The 19,338-nt window shown below is 67.3% G+C and carries 14 protein-coding genes; 3 read left to right on the top strand and 11 right to left on the bottom strand.

Features of this window, described 5'->3' with window-relative positions; translation table 11 throughout:
• Nucleotides 1-14: 14 nt before the first annotated feature.
• Nucleotides 15-1,085: a quercetin 2,3-dioxygenase gene (locus ASPHE3_RS08410; protein WP_013600792.1), complete on the top strand. Its 1,071-nt coding sequence runs from the start codon at nt 15-17 to the stop codon at nt 1,083-1,085.
• Nucleotides 1,086-1,143: 58 nt separating this feature from the next.
• On the opposite strand, the gene ASPHE3_RS08405 is transcribed toward ASPHE3_RS08410, so the two are convergent.
• The 5 genes from ASPHE3_RS08405 to ASPHE3_RS08385 all read right to left on the bottom strand — a co-directional run bounded on the left by ASPHE3_RS08405 (nt 1,144) and on the right by ASPHE3_RS08385 (nt 7,533).
• Nucleotides 1,144-1,650: a fumarylacetoacetate hydrolase family protein gene (locus ASPHE3_RS08405; protein ID WP_254363010.1), complete on the bottom strand. Its 507-nt coding sequence runs from the start codon at nt 1,648-1,650 to the stop codon at nt 1,144-1,146.
• A 193-nt stretch (nt 1,651-1,843) separates the two neighbouring features.
• Entirely contained in the window at nt 1,844-2,710 is an 867-nt protein-coding gene (locus ASPHE3_RS08400; protein ID WP_013600790.1) for an alpha/beta hydrolase, read from the bottom strand.
• A 70-nt stretch (nt 2,711-2,780) separates the two neighbouring features.
• On the bottom strand, nt 2,781-3,794 hold the full coding sequence (locus ASPHE3_RS08395) for an alpha/beta hydrolase (protein WP_013600789.1): 1,014 nt from the start codon (nt 3,792-3,794) through the stop codon (nt 2,781-2,783).
• A complete protein-coding gene (locus ASPHE3_RS08390) occupies nt 3,791-4,798 on the bottom strand; it encodes an alpha/beta hydrolase (RefSeq protein ID WP_013600788.1) in 1,008 nt (335 codons plus the stop codon). The genes ASPHE3_RS08395 and ASPHE3_RS08390 overlap by 4 nt, the downstream gene beginning before the upstream one ends.
• Complete coding sequence (locus tag ASPHE3_RS08385) at nt 4,795-7,533, bottom strand: alpha-L-rhamnosidase (RefSeq protein ID WP_013600787.1); 2,739 nt, start codon at nt 7,531-7,533, stop codon at nt 4,795-4,797. The genes ASPHE3_RS08390 and ASPHE3_RS08385 overlap by 4 nt, the downstream gene beginning before the upstream one ends.
• 149 nt (nt 7,534-7,682) lie before the next feature.
• On the opposite strand from ASPHE3_RS08385, the gene ASPHE3_RS08380 reads away from it, so the two are divergent.
• Nucleotides 7,683-8,531: an IclR family transcriptional regulator gene (locus ASPHE3_RS08380; protein ID WP_013600786.1), complete on the top strand. Its 849-nt coding sequence runs from the start codon at nt 7,683-7,685 to the stop codon at nt 8,529-8,531.
• Nucleotides 8,532-8,634: 103 nt separating this feature from the next.
• On the opposite strand, the gene ASPHE3_RS08375 is transcribed toward ASPHE3_RS08380, so the two are convergent.
• From ASPHE3_RS08375 to ASPHE3_RS08350, 6 genes are all read right to left on the bottom strand, one after another.
• Entirely contained in the window at nt 8,635-10,920 is a 2,286-nt protein-coding gene (locus tag ASPHE3_RS08375; protein ID WP_013600785.1) for an alpha-L-rhamnosidase, read from the bottom strand.
• 72 nt (nt 10,921-10,992) lie between these two features.
• Nucleotides 10,993-11,913 carry an MBL fold metallo-hydrolase gene (locus ASPHE3_RS08370; protein ID WP_013600784.1) on the bottom strand — a complete coding sequence of 307 codons (921 nt, stop codon included), beginning with the start codon at nt 11,911-11,913 and terminating at the stop codon, nt 10,993-10,995.
• Nucleotides 11,914-11,989: 76 nt separating this feature from the next.
• Nucleotides 11,990-13,000, bottom strand: coding sequence for an oligopeptide/dipeptide ABC transporter ATP-binding protein (locus tag ASPHE3_RS08365; RefSeq protein ID WP_013600783.1), 1,011 nt, complete (start codon nt 12,998-13,000; stop codon nt 11,990-11,992).
• Nucleotides 12,997-15,072, bottom strand: coding sequence for a dipeptide/oligopeptide/nickel ABC transporter permease/ATP-binding protein (locus ASPHE3_RS08360; protein ID WP_013600782.1), 2,076 nt, complete (start codon nt 15,070-15,072; stop codon nt 12,997-12,999). Before ASPHE3_RS08360 ends, ASPHE3_RS08365 begins: the two co-directional genes overlap by 4 nt.
• Nucleotides 15,069-16,022, bottom strand: a complete 954-nt coding sequence (locus ASPHE3_RS08355; RefSeq protein ID WP_013600781.1) for an ABC transporter permease — start codon at nt 16,020-16,022, stop codon at nt 15,069-15,071. Before ASPHE3_RS08355 ends, ASPHE3_RS08360 begins: the two co-directional genes overlap by 4 nt.
• A gap of 61 nt (nt 16,023-16,083) precedes the next feature.
• A complete protein-coding gene (locus tag ASPHE3_RS08350) occupies nt 16,084-17,640 on the bottom strand; it encodes an ABC transporter substrate-binding protein (RefSeq protein WP_013600780.1) in 1,557 nt (518 codons plus the stop codon).
• 217 nt (nt 17,641-17,857) lie between these two features.
• Between ASPHE3_RS08350 and ASPHE3_RS08345 the strand changes: the two genes are divergently transcribed.
• A complete protein-coding gene (locus ASPHE3_RS08345; protein ID WP_013600779.1) occupies nt 17,858-19,144 on the top strand; it encodes a glycoside hydrolase family 1 protein in 1,287 nt (428 codons plus the stop codon).
• Nucleotides 19,145-19,338: the final 194 nt, after the last annotated feature.

Raw genomic sequence — 19,338 nt, 5'->3', positions numbered from 1 at the left:
CGAAAGAAGGAACCATGTCCCTCAGCGTGGAGGAAATGAACCAGCAGCTGCCGGTGGCCAACACCCTGCCCGGCGAAGCTGTCCCCTACTACATGGCGTCAGGCGAAGGTGCCCGCTACGAGATCAACGGCCAGCTGGTGACGGTCATCGCCCGGGCCGCGGACACCGGCGGCATCTTCAGCGCCGCGTACATTTCCGGCGGCATGGGCGCCGATTCACCGTTCGTCAGCCACGAAATAGAGCACAAAACCCTCTACGTTTTCGACGGCATCCTCCACGTCTGGCTTCCTGGCGAAAGCCGCATCCTCACCCCCGGCGACTCGGTGGTCATCCCGCCCAACACGCCCCATGCCTACCGAATGGCGAGCCATTACACGCGCTTCCTCAACTGGATGACACCCGGCGGCGTGGAGGCTTACTACGAGCGGGTCGGCACGCCCATCGACTCCCACGTTCCGCCTGTCCGCGCCGGCCACACGGCCAGCCTCCACGAACAGGCCGCAGTGGGCGCAGAATTCGGGATCACCTTCCCGGAGGTTGAGCGGGTGGAACCGGTGTTCAAGCACGACGCCGGCCTGCCGCCCACGCAGAGCCCCTACTTCCTCAGTGCTCACGAGGGCGAGCGCATGGTTAGCTACCAGACCATGTTCACCTACCTGTCCCGGCCCGCCAACACCGGCTCCAACTACTTCGCCGTACACACCAAAGGCGCCAAAACGCCCTACATCCCGCTGCACTTCCACGAACAGCACACCGAGAACTTCCTCGTCACCGAGGGCCGGATGTGGCTCTACGCGAACGGCCGGGAGATGCTGCTGACTAAGGGCGACTTCGTCCACGCCCCAGCCGGCACCATCCACTCCTTCGCCCTGGACTCGCACAACACCCAGATGCTGGGCTTCCTCACACCGTCGGTCTTCAATGGCTTCTTCGAGTACTTCAACAAGCCCACCGAGGACTACATGTACACCGAGGGAGGCCAGCCCTACATGGACATGGAAGGCTTCGGCCGCGCCCAGGCCGAGATGGACCTCACCGTGGTGGGGCCGCCGCCACAGCGCCGGATCGCGCTGGAAATCTCCTAGCGATCCCAGGACAAAAACATGGCCCGGACTTCCGAAAGGGAGTCCGGGCCAGCCGGGTTTAGGGACCATCGGCTGCTGGGCAGATGCCGTTCCGGGCGTTGAAAACGGCAGTTCTGGAGCAATCGCGGCCGTAGTCGTTGCCGGAGGGGGTGCGGACCACACCATGCATGTGGACCGGCGGGGGTTCGTCGTTGCTGAGGAAAACTCCGGTGTGGTGGTCCAGCTCCAGCACCACCAGCGTCCACTGGCTGGTGAGCTTCTGTGCGCGGCGGGCGGTGATGTCATTGAAGGTGGAGTAGCCAAAAACGGCCTCTGCGGCTTCGGCCTCGTCCGCTGATTCCACGCGCCGGCCGATGTACGCGGCCACCTCCCCTTCCCAGTCCAGGCCGTCTTCCCCGCCGGGAACGGGCACGGGCACGTTGCCCACGGAAAGTGACGCAGTCCAGCGTCCGAACAGCGTAGGGTACGGCGGCAGGTCCTGGTCCCTATAGCTGCCCTCGGCAGCGTGGGCCTTGTAGTTCAGGCCCACGCAGATCACGCGCGCCGAGGCGGGGACTAGCGGCACTTGGGTGGCGCTGCCACGCTCAAGGGGCGGGCCGGCGTCGGCCGTGAGCGTCAGGGCCTTGTCCTGTCAGCCCAGGGGGTCCGTCCAGAATTCCGTGACGGGAGCGAGTGGAAGAACTGCACATCGACGAGGGCCGCGGCCCAGGATTCGCCGCGGTGGGTGATGCCAACAAACTGCATGGGAGGGTTTCAAATCAGGGTTTGTGTCCCTGGCGGCGGAAAAAGTCGATGGTTGCGGCGGCGGCCTTGGCGGCTGCGGTCGGGTCCTGCCCCGGCAGCTGCCACATGTGGTCGGCGCCTTCAATGAGGAGAAGTTCGACGGCGGTGCCGGCGGCTTCCAGCGCCGCGGCCAGCGTTATGGATTGGGCGGGCGGGACGAAGCGGTCGGCCGTGCCGTGGGCCAAAAAGAAGGGCGGGGCGGGGTTGCCGGCATAGGTGATCGGGCTAGCTGCTGCAGCCTTATCCGGAGCCTGGGCCGGCTGGGCGCCGAGGAGCAGCGCCTCGCGGGACCCGGGATCGTCGGCGCTGGCAACGGCATTCGGGAGCCGTTGTGCTCCCATAGTGAGGAGGTCCGTGGGCGGGTACCAGGCGGCGACGGCGGCGACGGCGTCACTCACGTCCGCGCGGTCGCCGGCGTATGCGGCGGACCCGGCGGTCAAGCCCACCAGGCTGGCCAGGTGTCCGCCTGCGGAGTCACCCCAGGCGTAGATCCGGTCCGGGTCCACGGCGTATTCCGCGGCATGCCCGCGGAGCCAACGGATGGCGGCTTTGGCATCCAGCAGCTGGGCCGGAAAGTGCGCCACGGAGCTCAGCCGGTACTCGGCAGAGGCCACCACGAATCCAGCGTCCACGAGCCGCTCAATCGGGCTCACGCCCAGCGAATCCATCTGCGGGCCCAGGGAGGATCGGCCTCCCACCCGCCAGCCGCCTCCGTGGAAATGGACCACCGCTGGCAACGCCCCGGACTGCGGGGCGGCGGGGATGTAGAGGTCCAGCAGCAGCGGGAAGGAACCCCCGGGGCGGGCAAACTCGATGCCTTTTATAACCCGCCCTGCCGTCATCGTTGACTCCATGTTTGTACCGCGCCGTTTCGTTCATGCGCCGGACCACCTGTGTGGACCGCGTCACCAGTCAACCTTCCCGTACGGGAAGCCCGCCCCGCGTGGCCGGTTTCGCTGAATGAAACAGCGCCTTCGCCGCCGCCAGCTCCGTGGCCAGGAAGTCCAGTACTGGCTGCGCTTCCGGGCTGCCAGCGGCGTGATTGAGATGGCCGTGGACGGCGCCACGGGCCAGGAAGAAGGACACAGGCACGCCTGCCTGCCGAAGGTTGTCGGCGAAGAGCTCCGAAGAGCCGCGGGCGTCGTCGTATTCACACGCCACCATGGCCGTGGGCGGCAGCCCGGACGGGTCGGCGTAACCTGGCATCGCATACGAGGACGCCATGCTGACCGGTCCGCCCACGTAGTTTTCCGCCTGGCGCACGCAGTCCTCGAGGGTGAAGCGCAGGTACCTGGGCAGTGTGGCCATCACCTCCTCGTCCAGCCCGCCTGCAGGGGGTGGCAATTCTGCGTGCAGGAAGGGGTAGGCAAGCAGGAGCTTGGCCGGGAGCGGCTTTCCGGCATCGGTCAGGTACAGCGCAGCGCCCACCGCGAGGTTTCCCCCCGCGCCGGCGCCGCCCAGGCACAGGAGCCCGGGATCCAGTCCCAGTTCGGCGGCGTTCCGGCGGATCCAAAACCAGGCGGCGAGCGTGTCCTCGTGCGGTACCGGGAAGTGCACGCCGTCGCGGGCCAGCCGGTAGTCGACGGACAACACCGGTATTCCGGACGACGCCAGCACCCGGCCCAGGTAATCGGATTCGGGCATGTCCAGGCTGCCGCTGACAAAGCCGCCGCCGTGCAGCCACACCAGCGCCGGCCCCGCAGCCTGCGAAGGCTCCCCATAAATCCGGATAGCCACCGGTCCACGGCGTCCTTCCGCGGCCACCGTGCGGATCGCAACGTCCGGGCCTGCCTGGCCCGGCAGGGTTTGCGGCCCTTCGGGGGCGGCCAGGTACTGGGCAAACCCGGCGTCCGGAGCAAGCGCGTCCCCGGGCGGAACCTCACTGTCGCGGGCAGGAGCCGGAGACTCGCGCCGCCCGGCCGTCATCGCCGGCCCAGCTTGGCAGCAAAGAACCCGACGGCGGCAGCAAGGATGGCATCCAGCTGGTCCTCCGCGCCGAAGAAGCAGTGGTCCCCGCCCTTGACCGTGACCACCTCGTGCTCAACGCCGGCGCCTGCAAGCGCGGCTGCCAGGAGGTCGGTCTGCGAGTGCGGCACCAGGCCGTCGCTGTCCCCGTGGATCAGCAGGAAGGGCGGCGCCTCGGCGGTCACGTAACTGACCGGGCTCGCCGCAGCCAGGAGCGCGGGATCCTTGGAGCCACCCACCAGCATCTGTTCGGGCTGCAGGGACATCCCGGCTGGAACCGCAGCTGTCAATGCGGGCGGGAACAGGCCCGGCGGCATGCTGATAGGCGGGATATCGACGAGCGAGGAGACGCCATAGAAGTCGACGACGGCGCTGACGCTGCTGGAGTGCCCCTGCACACCGAGCCCGCCGTGCAGGTCCTCCCGGCCCCCGGCCAGGCCCAGCAGTGCGGCGAGGTGGCCGCCGGCCGATTCGCCCCATGCCCCGAAGCGTTCCGGATCCACGCCGAGGTCCGCTGCGAACTCCCGCAGGTAGCGGACGGCAGCCTTCAGGTCGTGCAGCTGCGCCGGGAAAGGTGCTTCCAGCGAATGGCGGTAATCGACAGTGGCGCAGGCAATGCCGGCCTCGTTGAGCAGCCGGAACACCGAGTCCGGCGCGAAGGTGGGCGGCAGTTCACGGCGGTCGCCCAGCTGGAAGGCGCCGCCGTGGATCCACACCACCAGCGGCACGGAAGCGCCTGCCTGGCGCGGCAGCCAGATGTCCATCTTGAGCGGCCGGAAGCCAATCGCCTTGGCGTACGTGACTTCGCGGCGCACGGCCGACACGTCCGATACGTCCTCGGGGACGCCGGGCGGATCAAAGACGGGAAAAGGGGGAACGTCTACCCCGCCGGGCCGGGCAGGATCAGGCCGGGCAGGATCAACCCGTGTGGTGTCGCAGGCCTCGGTCGTTTCGCTGATGCTCATTGCATGCTCCTTACGGGCTGGGGTCGGGTTCCGTCCCAGGCTGGGACGGTGAAGTGGTGCGTTCCGGGCCCGACGACGGCAGGCGGCCCCACGGGCAGCCGGACTTCCGCGGTGGTCCCGGCAGGGACCCCGGCACGAAGCTGCAGGCCGCCGTCGTCCTTTTTCCACTCCACCTGGATCAGGCCCCGCGGGCCCTGGTGAGACGTGGCGGCAGAGGTGAGCCCGGCGCCCGGACGGGGCTCGATGATGATCCGCTCATACCCCGCGCTGCCGGGCGCCTGCCGCAGTCCGGCTGTGTAGCGGTGGAGGAAAGAGGCCACCGCGCCCTTGCTGTAGTGGTTGAGCGACTGGTGCGGGGCGCCAGCGGCGTCGATGCCGTTCCAGAGCTCCCACATTGTGGTGGCGCCGCGGTCCACCATGACGAGCCAGGAGGGTTCCGAATCCTGCATCAACAACTCATAAGCCAGGTCGAGCTGGCCGTTGTCCGCCAGGACCGGGAGCAGGTGGGGCGTGGCCAGGAAGCCCGTTCCCACGTGCGTGCCCGCGGCCCGGACCAGCGAAACAAGCTGGGCTGTGACGACTGGGCGCCGCCCGGGGCTGACGAGATCGAATGCGAGTGCGCGGACGCAGTTGGCCTGGCTGGGTTCTGTTACCTGCCCTGATGAGTCCAGGTACTCCGTTTCCCACGCCTGCCGGATGTTCTCCGAGAGGGCGGCGAGCGCAAGGGACTCCTCCGGGAGGCCAAGGACGTCGGCGATCCTCGCCATCAGTGCTGTGGTGTTGCGGTAGTAGGCGGTGGCCACGATGCCGTGGTCTGCGGACCGGGCAGCGAACAGGTCCGGTTCCGGGCCGCCCGGTTCCATCCATTCGCCCCAGTGGAAGCCGGTGTCCCAGAGGTACTGCTCATGGGCGGCGGGAACCGGACTTGCCGCAGCGCGGGCGGGGTGCCGGCGGGATTCAGCGGTATTGCGGACAAAGCCGAGCCAACGGTTCATGGCCGCCCAGTTCTCGGCCAGTATCTCCGCATCGCCGGAAGCCCGGTACACCTCCCACGGCACCATGACGATCGCATCGCCCCAGCCTGCTGAACCGTTCACGAACGCCATGAAATCCGCGGACGTGGCGCCGGGGCCGGGCGATGGGGAGATGTTGGCGATGACGCCGTTGTCCCACTGGTCCGCGCGGACGTCCCTCAGCCATTTGCGGGAGAAACCTGTCACGTCATAGAGGTAGGCAGCGGTGGGGACGAACAACTGCCAGTCCCCGGTCCAGCCGGCCTTTTCCCGCTGCGGGCAGTCGGTGGGCACCTCGCATGCATTGTCCCGGAAGCTCCAGCGGACGATCTCATGGAGCCTGTTCAGGCGCCCGTCGCTGCACCTGAACGTGCCCAGGGGTTCCAGGTCCGTGTGGACCAGGCAGGCGGTGATGTCATGCCCGGCCAGGTCCCCGGGAAGGCCCTGAACGGACACGTACTGGAAGCCGTGCGTGGTATGCCGCGGCTCAAACACCTCCGCGGGGGCGCCCGACGCCGTCACCTGGTCAACCTGCCCGGCGGGCAGGAACTGCCCGGGCCGCCGGAAGTCGAGGGGGCGCAGGTGGTCCTGGGTGACGTCACCGCCGGCGTCCAGCGCTTCGCCGTACACGAGGGTGACGGGGTGTCCGGGCGCGAGCCGGTTTAGCCGGACCCAGCCGTGGAGATTCTGGCCGAAGTCCACCACTTGGTGCCCGTTGGCCAGGCGGATGATGGACACCGGGGCGAGCTCTTCAATGACCCGGGTGGGCGGCGCCACCGGTCCCGCCAGTGTGTCATAGCTGCCGTGACGGACGACGGCGGCACTCGCCTTAGGCGCGGCGCCTACGTTTGCCGCCGCGCTGCGTCCGCCCCGGAAATCCACGTACTGCCCTGCCATCAGGTCGGCGCGAACGATCTCCGTCCCGGTCACCAGCCAGGACTCATCGGTGCCGATGACCGTCCTGCCGTTCCCGGACTGAATCTCCAGCTGCGCGAGGAGGGCGGTCTGAGTGCCGTACATGTCGGCGTCGCGCGTGAATCCGAAGGTTCCGCGGTACCACCCGTCGGTGAGGACGGCCATGACGGTGTTGATGCCGGGGCGCAGCAGGGAGGTGACGTCGTAGGCCTGCACCTGCAGGGTGGTGTTGTAGCTGGTGGAGCCGGGCGTGAGCTGTTGGTCGCCCACCCGCTCGCCGTTGAGGAACAGCTCGTAGATGCCGTGGGCGGTAGCGTAGGCGCGTGCCGCTTCCGGGACTGACGCAAGGGTGAAGGTCTTGTGGAAGCCATAGCCCGGGCGTTCACCCGGGGCGTGAACCTCGGGTTCGGACGGGCCGATCCACTGCGCGGTCCAGTCCGTGGGGTCCAGGAGTCCCAGCTCCACGGGCATGGGTTCAGACCAGGAGCTTACATTTTCGCTGCCGCCGGCGTCGATGGTCCAGGTCCGCACCTGCCATTCGAACCGGCTGCGGGCTTCCAATGCCGGGCCGGAGTATGGGACCAGGAGGTGCTGCGCGGAATCCACGCGGCCCGTATCCCAGCCGTTGGTTGCGGTGATCCGATAGGCAACCTGCCCTGTTGCTCCGCGGGGCGGGGTCCAGCTGAGGCGTGGCCGGGTAGTGGTGATGCCGAATGCCTCGCGGAGGTGTTCGACACGAAGCCTGGTGGGGGCGGCAGGGGCCGGCAGGCGTTCGCCGACGGCAGCGTCGGGACTGATGGCGGTCATGCGGGAGGCTCCTGAAGGTGGATTAGCTGGACTTCCAGCTTCGTTGCCGGCATGCAGCCCTACCCAGTCTCCTTTCATTGGTTGGAATGATATTGTGTTGCGGCTCACGGACTCCGGTCCGAACTTCCAACGGCGCAAGGACCTAAGCCATGACTGTCCCCCCGGACACCTACGCAGATTCCGATCCGGACACCCCTCCCGTCCGCGGCAAGCGGCCCAAGCAGGGCGAACCTGTGATTGACCGGGCGCTGAGCCTCCTCGCAGTCTTTTCCGACCGCCGTCGTGCGCTGACCCTCTCTGAACTTGCCCGCCATGCCGGGATGCCCGCTCCCACGGCCCTGCGGCTGATCGCCCGGCTGGTGGCGTGGGGCGCACTGGAGCGGCTGGACGACGGCCGGTATGTCGTGGGCGTCCGGCTGTGGGAGGTGGCGTCGCTGTCGCCGCGCGGCCACGGGGTCCGGGAGATCGCGCTCCCCTACCTTGAGGACCTGTTCGAAGTCACGCGGCATCACGTCCTGCTGGCGGTGCGGGACAACGAGGAAGCGGTGCTGATCGAGCGGTTGTCCTCAAAGGATGCAACCGAGGTGGCGTACCGGGTGGGCGGACGGGCGCCGCTGCGGTCCACCGCCGTGGGGCTGGTGTTGCTGGCCGGTGCTGACCAGCAGTTCCAGGAGGCGACGCTGCGGAAACCGCCGGAAAACGAGCCCGGCGTGGACCACATGCCGGAAGGCCAGCTGCGCCGGACGCTGTCGGATGTGCGGCGTACCGGCGTGGCCATGATCCGGCGTTCGCTGCCCTCGAAGACAGTGTCCGTGGCGTCGCCGATCTTTGACGCCCAGGGCTCCGTGGTGGCGGCCCTGTCCATCGTGGTGCCGGACGGCTCCACACCGCCCAACGTGCTGGCTCCGGCCGTCCGGGCAACGGCGCGGGCCGTGTCCAGGAACCTGGGCCACCACGCCGAAACCAGCCCTGCCGTGCGGACGCACTCGGAGGGATGAACTACTGCCTTGGGGCCGGGACGGCCCCTCGGTGCTTGCCGGAATGGCAGAGGCGCCGGACCAGGACCGCACCTTCTGTTGCGAAGACACCAGCCACAGGCGCCTACGCCCCTGTCGGGACGACCAGCGCCGCAGGTGCGGTGAAGCTGTGCGTGCCGCCACTGACAGTGTGCTGTGCACCGCCAGGAAGTACGACGTCGGCCTCCATTCCCCCAGGTAACGTCGCCTCGAGGCGGAACGCACCGTCGTCGTGCTTCCATTCAACGCGGATGGTTCCGTGCGGTGTTTCCAGGGACGTGCTGGCCCAGTCGATGCCACCGCCCGGGACGGGTGCGATCCGGACCCTGCTGTAGCCCGGGGCCGCGGCACTGATGCCGCCGATGCTTTTGTGCATCCAGTCCGCCACCGCACCCAGGGCGTAGTGGTTGAAGCTGGTCATCTCGCCGGGGTTGATGGTGCCGTCCGGCAGCATGGAGTCCCAGCGTTCCCACACCGTGGTGGCGCCCATGGTCACCGGATAGAGCCAGGACGGGCAGCCTTCCTCCAGCAGCAGCCGGTAGGCCTCGTCGACGTGGCCGGTGTCCGTGAGTGCGTGCGTGATGAACGGCGTTCCGGCGAACCCCGTGGACACCCGGTAGCCGTTGTCCCGGACCAGTTCCGCCAGCCGGTTGCCGGCGAACTCCCGCAGTTCCGGGGTGGCCAGGACATCGAAGGCGATCGCCAGGGCGTAGATGGTGGTGCAGTCGCTGCGGATGGTGCCATCGGCTGCCACGTAGTGCTTGGCGAAGGCAGCACGCACCCGGGCGGCGAGCGCCTCGAAGTGGGCCTCGTCGTCGTGCCTGCCCAACAAACCTGCTGCCTGGGCGGTGATGCGCGCGGTCCGGTACAGGCAGGCGGTGGCCACAACGCCGGTGTCCGCCTTGGCTGCCCACGGCTGGTCCGGCGCGGCATCCGGATCCAGCCAGTCACCGAACTGGAAGCCTGAGTCCCACAGTCCGGCGGGTGATAGCAGGCCCTCCACCCGGCGGGTGTGCGAAACCATCGATTCGTACTGGTTCTGCAGCACGCCCGGGTCGCCGTAGGCCTCCCACAGTGCCCACGGCACCCAGACGGACGCCTCACTCCACAGCGCGGAGGACTCAGGCGCCGGGAACTCCGGCGGCTGCGGGCAGTACTTAAGGGCGTCGGGAACGGTGATGGGCACCAGCCCGCCGGCCGCCTTCTGCTCGGCTGCGAGGTCCAGCAGCCAGTCCTGCAGGAAGCCCTTGACGTCGTACAGGTAGGCAGCGGTGGGTGCGAACACGGCGATGTCGCCGGTCCAGCCGAGCCGCTCGTCGCGCTGCGGGCAGTCCGTGGGCAGGTCCAGGAAGTTGCCCCGCAGGCCCCAGACGATGTTGCGGTGCAGCTGGTTCACGAGTTCATTTGAACACTCGAAGGTGCCGGTGCGCTGCAGGTCGGTGTGCACCACCACGGCTTCGAGGTCATCAGCGGTAAGCGTTCCGGGCCAGCCGGAGATTTCTGCGTACCGGAAGCCGTGGAACGTTTTGGTCGGCTCGAAGGAGTCCTCGCCGCCTGACAGGATGAACATGTCCGTGGCCTTGGCGCTCCGCAGGGGACGGACGCCCAGCTCGCCGTTTTCCAGCACCTCGGCGTGGCGCACCGTGATGCTGTGCCCGGCCTCGCCCTTGACCGTGAACCGCAGCCAACCCACCAGGTTTTGGCCAAAGTCCACGAGAGTCTTCCCGGCAGGAGACGTGAAGATTTCCGCGGGACGCACGACGGCGGCACGCACCACGGGCGGGGCTACCGGCTTAGCCAGCCGGCCGGCGTCGAACTCCAGCGTGTGCACCCCGGCCCACGTACCGGCGTCGAAACCTGCCTCCGCCCAGCCCGGCTGGTTCCGGCGGGCGTCGATGGTCTGCCCGTCATAGAGATCGTTGAACGTGGTGGCCGAGGGGCCGGACTGCCAGGAGGACTCGGAGGCGACCGTCTGGACGTGTCCGTCCTCGAACTCGATGTCCAGCTGCCCGAAGAAGCCCAACTGGTCCCCGTAGAGGTTGGACATGCCGTGCCACGCCAGCCGGCCGCGGTACCAGCCGTTTCCCAGTTCAACACCAATCACACTGGTCGGCCGGAGGAGGGAGGTCACGTCGTAGCTGCGGTAACGGAGCCGCCACTCGTACGAGCTCCAGCCCGGGCTCAGCACGTCCTGGCCCACCGGCACCCCGTTGATCAGTGCCTCGTAGACCCCGAATGCGGTGGCGCGCAGGGTAGCCCTTACCACCGCTCCATGCCCCGCCTCGAGCCGGAACTCCTTCCGGAGCAGCGGGGCGCCGTCGAAGTCTTCGTTGGGGGTGATCATGGCTGCTTGCCAGGGAGTGGAAGTCATGGAATGAATGGTCCGTTCTAAGTGCTTTTTGTTGATGTTCCAGGTTTTGTTGATGTCCCAGGGCAGCCCCGATCAGAGCGGTATAACGTCCAGGGCTTGCGGGGCGATGATTTCTCCGGTGTACCCGATGGCTTCCGCCACCGGCGCAGCCATGGCAAGCCAGATGGCCGCCGGTTGCGCAACAGGCGTGTAGTGGCTGAACACGAGCTTCTTAGCCTGCGCCGCAAGGGCGACAGCAGGCAGGTCAAGGACGCTGGAGTGCGCCTCGAAAAGATGCTTCTTCAGCTCCTCACCACGGGAATGGGGAAGCCCGGCTGCAATACGCTCAATGGCGCTGTTGTCCTGCGTTTCATGGATCAGCACATCACATCCCCTGGCGATGGCGGCAAGATTTGCATCGTGAGCGGCGGTGTCACCTGAAAAGACCGCCACCTTGCCCGTGCTTTTGACCGTAAACCGGTAGGCATAGGCGTTCGCCACCTCGGGGCCGTGGAACACCCGGGTGGCATCAACACGGACGTTGTCGTCTTCCATGACAGGTGTGATGCTCCCGTCCAAGGGCACCTCCACGTCGTGACCATCCGGTGCCGTGAAGGCACCGAAGCCGCCGCCGGACTCGAAGAGAGCGATTTCGTCAGCAAAGCCGGCGAGGAGGTTTGTTGCTTTTTTCTTGGTCCCTGGCGGCCCCCAGATGTTCACTGCCGGCAGCGGCGGCCGGGCTGCCCATCCGTGCAGCAGGAGTCCAGGCAGCCCGGAGGTGTGGTCCAGGTGGTGGTGCGTAATGAAGACGTTTCGAATGCCGGCGAATCCCAATCCGGCGTTGACCAGCTGGCGGGATGCATCAAGCCCGCAGTCAACAAGGTACACGGCGTCATTGACCACCAGCGCCAAGGCAGGTTTGGCTTCGTCGGGACCGACAACTGGGCCACCGTTTACTCCCAGCATGACGATCCGGTCGCTGACGTTATCCGGCCCTTGCCGCTGCTTCGTCATCAGTGCTCCAGTTCTCTCGTTGAATGTTGTCTCGGGGTGATGCAGGGCCCATCGGGAGAAATTCCCGGGAATCGTGTCAGGAGGCGTAGTGGCAGGCCACGTCGGAGCCACCCACCCGGCGGAGGGCCGGCCGCTCGGTGGCGCAGAGTTCCGTGGCCAATGGGCAGCGGAGCCGGAAGGGGCAGCCGCCAGGCCCCGGCACTGCTGCTGCTCCTGTCCGCACGCCCAGCGACTCCCGGGCCTGCCGGCGGGCGGCCTGCTCGGCGGGCCGCGGCACCGGGGAGGCCGCCACGAGCGCCTGGGTGAACGGGTGCCTGGGGTTTTCCGTGACGGCGGCAGAGGGCCCGCTTTCCATGACCTGCCCACGGTAAAGCACCACCACGCGCTGTGCCAGGAACTGGACCACGGCGATGTCATGGGCGATGAACAGGTAGCTGAGGCCCCGCTCATCCCGGAGGTCGGCCAGGAGGTTCAACACCTGCGCCTGGGTGGAGAGGTCCAGCGCGCTCACTGCCTCATCGCAAACCACCAGCCGGGGATCGCAGATCAGGGCGCGGGCCACGGAGATGCGCTGCCGCTGGCCTCCCGAGAACTGGCTGGGGTAGCGGTCCACGGCCTCACGGGGCAGGCCGACCCGCTCCATCATGTCTTCCGCCTTGGCCCGGGCCTCCGCTGCGGACATCCCGCGGAGCCGGAGCGGTTCCGCCAGCGAGGAGCCCACCGTGTTCCGCGGGTTCAGCGAGGAGTTGGGGTCCTGGAAGACCGCCCGCAGCTCGCCGCCCAAGGCCCTGCGCTGGGCGCCGCCGGCTGAGGTGATGTCCCTGCCCTGGTAGGTGACGGACCCGCCGGCAACCTTTTGCAGGCCAAGGATGGCCTTGCCGATGGTGGACTTGCCCGAGCCGGACTCCCCCACCAGCCCCACGGTCTCGCCGGGGGCGATGCTGAGGCTGACGCGGTCGACGGCGGCGGGCGCCGCGGCTGCCTTGCGGCCCCGCCCGTAACGGACCACCAGGTCCTTGACTTCCAGCAGCGGCTGGGCGGCACCGGGCGGCGGTGCTTCCGGGCGGACGGTGGTTGCGGTGCTCATGCGTGATCCTTTTCGACAGTCCTGTGGTCCACAGTTCGGGCTTCAACCAGGTTCAGGACGTGGTGGCTGGGCACGTCGGTGGCCACCCAGTCCAGGCCTTCGACGGCGAGTTCGTCGGCCTTGACGCAGCGGACCAGGCCCTCTCCGGTTCCGGAGGGCGCCAGCGGAACCGGAACCATGCATGCAGAACCAGCGAACTGGCAACGCGCCGCAAACCTGCAGGTGCTGGGCCAGTCCTTGGGCTGCGGGACTTGGCCGCTGATGGTCGCAAGGCGTTCGGGCATGTCCGCGGCGTGGTTGGCATGCGGGTCCGCGGCCAGCAGGGCAAGGGTATAGGGGTGGCGCGGGTTATCCAGGATGCTGTCCGTCCGGCCGTTCTCCACCACCTCACCGGCGTACATCACGGCCACCTGGTCGCAGAGGTCAGCCACCACGCCCAAGTCGTGGGTAACCATCACGACGGACATTCCGGTTTCCTTGACCAGGCTGCGCAGCAGCGAGAGGATCTCGGCCTGCACCGTGACGTCCAGCGCTGTGGTGGGTTCATCCGCCACGAGGAGACGCGGCCGCCCGGCGAGCGCCAGGGCGATCGCCACGCGCTGGGCCATGCCGCCGCTGATCTGGTGCGGGTAGGTCTTCAGGATCCGGGCAGAGTCCACGATGCCCACCTTCTCCAGCAGGCTGGTTGCTTCAGCTTTCGCTTCCACCCGTCCCATGCCGCGAAGCCTCCGGACGGTGGCGGTGAGCTGGTAACCCACCGTGAACATCGGGTCCAGGGCGCGCATGGGCTCCTGCGAGATGAGCGCGATCTCGCGGCCGCGGATTCCTTCCATTTCCTTGTCCGTGGCCGCAGCAAGGTTCCTGCCGTTCCACAGGATCTGGCCACCGGTCACGGACACTCCGGAGGGCAGCAGGCCCAACAGGGACAGCGCGGTCATGGTCTTTCCACAGCCGGATTCGCCCACCAGGCCCAGCACGGTTCCCGGTTCGACATCGAAGGAGACGTCCGTTACCAGGCGGACACCGTTCTCGACGCCCACGGACAGGTTGCGGACGCTGAGCGTACCCTTCGGCACCTCTGCGGGAGCCGGTGCATCAGCGGCTATGGCGGCCACGGCATTGGCCCGCTGCCGCCGTGCTGCTGCGGAAGGCAGGTGCGGTGCGGCGGCGTTGGGCGCCTTGCCCAGGGAGTTGCCGATGGCGTTCGCGGCGAGGACGGTCAGGGCGAGCACGGCCCCGGTGGGCACCATCATCCAGGGAGCGTCATAGACGTGCTGGGAGGCACCCTGGATCATGCCGCCCCAGCTGGGCTCCGGGATGGGCGGTCCGAACCCGATGAAGGCAAGGCCGGCCTGGATCAGCATGCCGACGGCGAAGATCAGCGCCGCCTGCACCACGATGGTGTTGGTCAACCCGGGCAGCACGTGCCGGAAACTGATGCCGGCCGTGCCCATGCCGTCTACCTTGGCCGCGTCCACGTACAGCTGGGACTGCAGGGACTTGGCCTGGCCCAGCATCACCCGGTACATCCCGGCGGAAATCAGCACGCCAAGGATGGCCATGATCAGGGGGATGTTCGTTCCTACGGCGCCGATGACGGCCAGGATGATTACGGTGCCGGGAAGGGACATCATGATTTCAGTGACCCGGCTGACGGCGTTCTCTACCCGTTCGCCGGCAGCTGCGGCAAGCATCGCCAGGAGGGTTCCGAGGCCGACGGCGACAATCACCGTGATCATCGACGTCCCCAGCGTCCCGGCTGCGGAGGCGAAGATCCGGCTCAGCAGATCCCGGCCGAGTTCGTCGGTGCCGAGCCAGTGCGCGGCAGTGGGGCCGGAGAGGACGGCGGTGAAGTCCTGGTCCTCGGTCTTGTACGGCAGCCACAGTGGCGCCGTCACGGAAGCGGCAACCAGCGCGGCCAGCCAGACGACCCCTGCGATGCTCCCCGGCGAGGCGAACAGCTTGCTGCCTGCGAATTTCCTGGCCGCACTCTGGCGCGGAGCCGTGGGAAGGACGGCAGCCGCCGTCGGCTCCGCCGAGTCTGCAGGGGCAGGGGCAACGTTGGGGATCATGAGGCACGCAACTTCGGGTCGAGGAACTTGGTGGCGAGTTCCAGCACCAGGTTCACGGCAACCACCACCACAGTGGCGATCACCACCACGCCCTGCACGGACGGGGCGTCATGGGTGCTGACGGATGTCTGGACAGCCTGGCCCAGGCCAGGCATGGCGAACAGCTGCTCGGCGATCACGGATCCGCCGAAAAGCTGGATGAACTGCAGCGCGATGCCGGCGACGATGGGAAGGCTGGCGTAGCGCAGGGCGTGGACGTAGAGGATCTTCCAGGTGGGAGTGGCCGTGGCCCGGAGGGTTCGGATGTGTTCCTGCTGCAGCGCCTCAAGCATGGATGCCCTGGTTTGGCGGGCAATGAACGCTCCGCCGCCCACAGCCAGGGTGATCACCGGCAGCGCAAGCGAGAGCGCCCAGTCCTGCGGGGAAACCTCGAACGGAACGTAGCCGGTGGCCGGGAAGACGGAGGACTGCACGGCGAGGAGGTAGACGAAGATGATGCCGATCCAGAACGCCGGGAGGGCCACGGCCATGCCGCAGACGCCGCCGATGATGCGGTCCACGGAGCCGCCGCGGACTGCCGCCGTGACGCCCAGTGCAATGCCCAGGACGGCGCTGAGCAGGGTTGCTCCTGCGGCGAGGGAAGCAGTCACCGGAAGCCTGCTGGCGAGGTCGGCGGTGACGGAGCGCCCGTCGATAAGTGAAATTCCGAAGTCGCCCTGGACGGCGGCGCCGAGCCAGGTGAAGAACTGTACCGGGAGCGGATCGTTCCAGCCGAGCCGCTGGTTGACCTCATCAATCGCTTCCTGGGTGGCGCCGGCGCCGAGGGACACGGCACCGGGGCTGCCCGGCATTGCGTGCACCAGCAGGAACGCCAGCACCGCGACCACCAGCACGGTGGCCAGCGCCATAAGCAGGCGCCTGGTGATGAATAGTGCCATGGTGACCTCCATCGGTCAGGCCCTTGCCGGGCGGCCCCTCCTGGTGATAGGGGCGGCCCGGCAGGTGCGGGTATTAGCTGGCCGGCTTGTAGGACGAGAGGAGCGGGTAGGCGTTGGTGCCGGCGAATTCCACCGGCGCCACCTTCCTGGTGTTGTAGCCCTGGTTGGTGAGCGCCTCGTACAGCGGGATCATCCAGCCCGATTCCACCAAACGGGTGTTCAGCTTGGTGGCCGCGGCCTTGACGGCGGCGTCATCCTTGGCGGCGGCGAGTTCGCCTGTGGCAGCGCTGAGCTGCTCGTCGGTGGCCTTCTGCACGTTGGTGAAGCCGTTCAGGACTGCCCCGTACATCACCCCCACGGGGTTGTCCCAGTTCAGCGGTGCATAGCCGAGGGGCGTGGTGGCAACGGCGGCGAAGGCTTCGTCAGTGCTGGCGGCCATCTTCACGTTCATGGTGATTCCGACGGCGGCAAGGTCTTTCTGGACAGCCTGCAGGTCCGTCTGCGTCTGGGCGCCGGCGATGATGGTGAACTCAAAGCCGTCCGGGTAGCCGGCTTCGGCCAGCAGGCTCTTCGCCTTGTCCGGGTTGTAGGCGAACTTGGTTTCGAGGTCCTTGGTGAAGCCTGGGGAATCCTTGGGCAGGGCGTTCCAGGCCGGGATGTCACCCTTGTGCAATGCGTCCACAAGGGCCTGGCGGTTGATGGCGTACTGGATGGCCTGGCGGACCTTCTCCTCCGCGAACGCGGGGGCGGTCTTGCCGATCTTGTCGAAGGAGATCATGGTGTTCACGGTGCCGCCAACCTGGGACACCCCAACACCCTTGGATTTGGCGAAGTCGACGGTTGAGGAGGTCAGCATGGCCACGTCCGCCTGGCCGGAAACCAGCGCGTTTGCCCGTGCCTGCGGATCCAGCACCACGCTGAAGATGACCTTGTCGAAGGCGTACTTGGAAGCTTCGGGGCTCTTTTCGTTCTTTACCAGCACGTACTTGTTGCCTTTAACCGTGGCGGGGTCCAGCGTGTAGGGACCGGAGCCGGCCGGAGTGGCCGCCAGGCTGGCCGAGCCGGTCACGCCGTTCTTGCCCACGATCATGCCGGTGGTGGAAGCGAGGTTCTTTTCAAAACCCGGCTGCGGCTTGGCGAAGGTCAGGGCCACCTGGGTAGGACTGACCACGTCCACCGAGGTGATCTCCTGGGCACCGCCCTTGGCCACGGCGGAGTATGCGCTCAGTGCGGGATCGGACCGGCGGTCCAGGTTGGCTTTGACCAGCTCAGCGTCGAGCTTGGAACCGTCTGTGAAGGTCACACCTTCCTTGAGCGTCAGCGTCAGGACCGTGTTGTCAGCGTTGTAGCTGAACTCCTTGGCCAGGCCCGGCCCCGTGGAACCATCCGGCTGCAGCGTCATCAGGCTCTCGTAAAGGCCTTCAAAAAACTGCCGCTGGGCTGCCGAAACGCGCAGCGGGTCGAAGCCGAAGGAAGCAGAGTCACTGTCAATGGCCAGGGTCAGGGTGCTGGTATCCGCTTTCGCGCCGGCCTGGCCGGAGCCTCCGCCACAGGCGGTCAGCGATCCCAGCAGGAGCGCTCCGGCCAGAACGGCGGAGCCGGCACGGGCTGTGGGGTTGGGGAGTTTCATGTGGTGCGCCTTTGCATTCGTGACAACGGAGAGAGTGGTCTTGGGGGTCGGCTGCTCGCCGGCTCCCCACCAGCATCAGGCGCAGGCAACGGGGCTCCACATGAGAATGTCATTGATTGAAAAAGTATTGTGGCACCGGTCACGCTGCCGATCAGGATTGAAAGCCAGGGCAGAGACGCCCTGCGCGCTTTTTCTGCGCTGAACCGAAAGGACCTTCATGACCACCGCATCACCCTTCCCGCAGGACTTCCTCTGGGGCGTAGCCAGCGCCGGACACCAGGTGGAAGGGAACAACGTCAACAGCGACACCTGGTTCCTTGAGCACCTCCCGGGCACCATGTTCTCGGAGCCGTCGGGGGACGCCGTGGACCACTACCACCGGTACCGCGAGGACATCGCCCTGATCGCTGGCTTGGGATTCACCAGCTACCGCTTCTCCATCGAGTGGGCCCGCGTTGAGCCGGAAGAAGGCCGCTTTTCAACGGCAGAGCTGGACCACTACCGCCGGATGCTGGAGGCCTGCCGCGACCACGGGCTCACCCCCGTGGTCACATTCCACCACTTCACGTCACCGCGCTGGCTCCTGGCCGTCGGCGGCTGGGAAGGCGCACGGACTGCCGCGTTGTTCGCCCGCTACTGCGACAAGGTGATGGCTCACCTGGGCGACCTCATCGGCGTCGCCTGCACCCTGAACGAACCCAACCTGCCATGGCTGCTGGAATCCTTCGGCATCGGCGGCGTGGCACCGGAGGACCGCGGTTCGGTCCCTGTTTGGGCGGCCGCGGCTACCCGCCTGGGCGTGGACGCGGGCACTGTTGCACCGTTCCAGTTCTGCTCCACTGAGGCGGCATTCGACGTGAAGCTGGCTGCGCACCGAGCCGGAACCGCAGCCATCAAGGCGCACCGCCCGGACCTCCTGGTGGGCTGGACCCTGGCCAACTCAGACATCCAGTCCATCGACGGCGGCGAGAAACTTGCTGCCCAGGTGCGCCGGGACGTCAACGAACGCTTTCTGGAAGCATCCCGCGGCGACGACTTCGTAGGCATCCAGACCTACGGCCGCACCGTCTACGGACCCGAAGGACACGCACCGGCCCCGGCAGGCGTGGCGGTCAACCAGATGGGCGAGGAAATCTATCCGCAGGCCCTCGAAGCAACCATTAGGGAGGCCCACCGGGTTGCCGGCACCCCGGTTATCGTGACGGAAAACGGCCTCGCCACCGAAGACGACACCCAGCGGGTGGACTACCTTCGCGCCGCGGTTGATAGCGTTGCCGCCTGCCTGGCCGACGGAATCGACGTCCGCGGCTACATCGCCTGGACGGCTTTCGACAATTTTGAGTGGGTGTTTGGCTACGGACCAAAGTTCGGCCTGATTGCCGTGGACCGGAAAACGCAGGAAAGAACCCCCAAGGAAAGCGCGCGTTGGCTGGGTCGCCAGGCACGGCTGCATGCGGCGCAGCCGGATGCTTTTGAGGCAGGCAAGGCCCCGCAGCCCGCCTGACCGCCGGCGCCCGCTTTCCTCGGACAAGACCTTCCCTTTCTCGAAAGGATCCGCTTCCATGCCCGGACCACTGGGCGGCGGACCTGGGCGCACGTGTTATCAGGTTGAATCTCCTAATAATCCTCAGCGGGTAGGTGTTCCGATGGAGACCTCCCGGCTGGAATCTGCGGGGCCGTTCCTCTTTTACATCGTCG

Source organism: Pseudarthrobacter phenanthrenivorans Sphe3, from assembly GCF_000189535.1.
In the GTDB taxonomy this organism is placed as follows: Bacteria; Actinomycetota; Actinomycetes; order Actinomycetales; family Micrococcaceae; genus Arthrobacter; species Arthrobacter phenanthrenivorans.
The sequence above is the reverse complement of the archived record's forward strand: the minus strand, read 5'-3'. Positions and strand labels throughout refer to the sequence as shown.